A 2,314-nucleotide genomic window follows, 5' to 3' on the forward strand; every position below is an offset into this window, starting at 1 on the left:
GCGTCGAGCTGGTCGAGGCGCGCCGTGACAGCCCGCCGGGCCTGGATATTGCCTGGCCGGCGGACGGGCAGCGCCTGGCGGTGTTGGCCACGGTGCGGGTCGCCTCCGCGACGGCGATCCAGATGCTGAGCTACCCGCTGCGTCTGTCGGGCCGCGGCGGCCGCTGGGAGGTGGCGGCGCTGCCGGGTGCCCCGCCGCTCGCCGACGACGCGCTGCCGGCGGTGCCCGCCGCCCCCACCCCGACGGCCAGTCCGTCTCCACTGCCGAGCCTGTCTCCGTCTTTTTCCTCGACGGCACAGGTGAACAGCAGTCCGTCCCCGATTTCCTCCTGGCAGGAGTCCTCCCGTGTCCCCTCCTCCTGAAACGGTTGTACTGGCCGCCGGCTGGTTCGACACGTTCAACAAGCTGAGCGGTCAGGTCAAAACGCTGGTGTTCGTCGTGCTCGGCATCGTCGTCGTCATCAACATCATTCGGGTGGCGTTCACGAAACAGGGCGCGCTCGTGCCGCTTCTGATGGCAGCTGTCGCCGGGGCGGTGGCGATCTGGGCGGCGAACAACAGTGACGACAACGCCGACCGGTTGAAAGAAGACCTCGACAACGCCTCGGGCATCCATCTTGTTATTCCGGTATCCGAATATTCGCTGCCCGACGACGCGGGGCGGGTGAGTGCGTGAACACCGACGACGTCGACCGGGCCAGCGGGCGATTGACGTTCCGCAGCTACGCCAAGGCGCATCGCCACGGCCATGTCGTCGGACTGCTGCCCGGCGGTCAGCCGATTCCGTTCGGCCCCTACACCTTGACCCAGGTCGGTCTGTTCATCGGCACACTGGTCGTGCTCTATCTGACCCGGTCGCTGTGGATGCATTTCGGGTTCGTCGGGAATCTGCTGGTGCTGTTCGGACTGCCGGTCGGGTTGGCGTTCGCGGAACGGTTCGTGCGCCCGGAGGGACGCAGTCCGCTGCGCAGCGTGCTGGCGCTGGCCGGCTATGCCAGCGCCCCGCGCGGCGGGCGGGTGCGTGGCCGGTCCCGCCCGATCCGCCCGCGGGCGCACCGACCCGCCCGATCGATCTTCGTACGTGACCTGCCCGACCTGCCCCCGCCGACCTCGTCCCGGCCTGCCCCCGCGGCCTCCGTGGCCGCTGCGGGGGTGCGGTTGGTGTCGGTGTCCGAGCTTCTCGACCCGCCCGCCGGCGGCCGTCCGGGCGGTGGGCGGTGAGCTGCCCGGCCCGGCACATCGCGGGCAACCTCGTGTGGACCGACCGGGGTGGCGTCCTGGCGGTGTGGCGGATCCACCCGGCGACCTACCCGCACGCCTCCCGCGCCGACAAGCTCAAGCTCTACCACGAGACCCGGGCCGTGCTCGCCCAGCTGCGCGGCGAAGCGATGCTGCTGTCGTTGACCGTGCCGATCGACCCCGTCGTCACCGTGCAGCGGATGGTCGCCGACATCGACCTGGAAACGCACCCCGACTGGGTCGCCGCCGCCGACGCCGCGCTGGACCTGCTCGTCGACTGCGACCTGTACGACCGGGTCCGGTTCCTGGCCGTGGACCTGCCCGCCCCTACGCTGCGCGCCGGCGCCACCAGCGCGCTGGGGGCGGCCTCCGCCCGCATCACCGCGTCGTTCGGCCTGCCCGCCACCGGGCCCAGCGCCATCGAGGTGCGCCGACGCCGGCAGCAGGAAGCCGACTACTTCACCCGCTTCGGGGCCCCTGCCCGGCTCCGCCGGGCGACCGCCACCGAGGTTGCCTGGATCTACGCCCGGGCATGGCGACGCGGCGTGGGAGACCTCCCCCTGGACGGCCCCGAGGCCGACCTGGCCCACGGCGACCCGGTCCACGACCCGGAAAGACAGCGGTTCGCCGCCGAGGCGCACCTGCACGGCCCCCGGCTACGCGGCCCGGCGCTGACCACCCTCGACGAGGCGGTCACCTTCGAAGGCGGGCAGCGCGCGGGCCGGCCCCGCGGGGCGGGAGTCCGCCGCTACGTGCAGGTCTCCAGCGGGTTCGGAGCCAGCTACCAGGCCGCCGGCATCCTCGCCGACCTGCCGGACACCTTCACCTTCCCCGACGGGGCGGAATGGTTCGCCGCCGCCGACGCCGTCGCCGACCCGGTCGACTGGTACGCCCGCCTGCGGGTGATCCCGAACGAGGACGCCAAACGCGGCGCGCGACGCAAGATGCGCCAGCTCGTCTCCCAGCAGTCGGAGTGGGCCGGGGAAACCGCCGGCCTGCCCACCAGCCTCGGTAACGCCATCGACGCCCTCGACGACGAGCAGGCCGAACTCGACGCCTCCTCCGATCCGCTGCTG

At 72.3% G+C, this 2,314-nt stretch carries 4 protein-coding genes; all 4 read left to right on the forward strand.

The genetic code is table 11. From position 1 onward, the window contains the following. On the forward strand, positions 1-362 hold a 362-nt coding region (locus BBK14_RS38185), incomplete at its 5' end, for a hypothetical protein (RefSeq protein WP_198541253.1). Beyond that, positions 346-675 carry a hypothetical protein gene (locus BBK14_RS12635; protein ID WP_071062211.1) on the forward strand — a complete coding sequence of 110 codons (330 nt, stop codon included), beginning with the start codon at positions 346-348 and terminating at the stop codon, positions 673-675. The genes BBK14_RS38185 and BBK14_RS12635, both read left to right, overlap by 17 nt. Continuing rightward, complete coding sequence (locus BBK14_RS12640) at positions 672-1,220, forward strand: hypothetical protein (protein WP_071062213.1); 549 nt, start codon at positions 672-674, stop codon at positions 1,218-1,220. The genes BBK14_RS12635 and BBK14_RS12640 overlap by 4 nt, the downstream gene beginning before the upstream one ends. After that, on the forward strand, positions 1,217-2,314 hold a 1,098-nt coding region (locus tag BBK14_RS12645), incomplete at its 3' end, for a hypothetical protein (protein ID WP_198541254.1). The genes BBK14_RS12640 and BBK14_RS12645, both read left to right, overlap by 4 nt.

It is taken from the genome of Parafrankia soli (assembly GCF_001854695.1).
Taxonomy (GTDB): domain Bacteria; phylum Actinomycetota; class Actinomycetes; order Frankiales; family Frankiaceae; genus Parafrankia; species Parafrankia soli.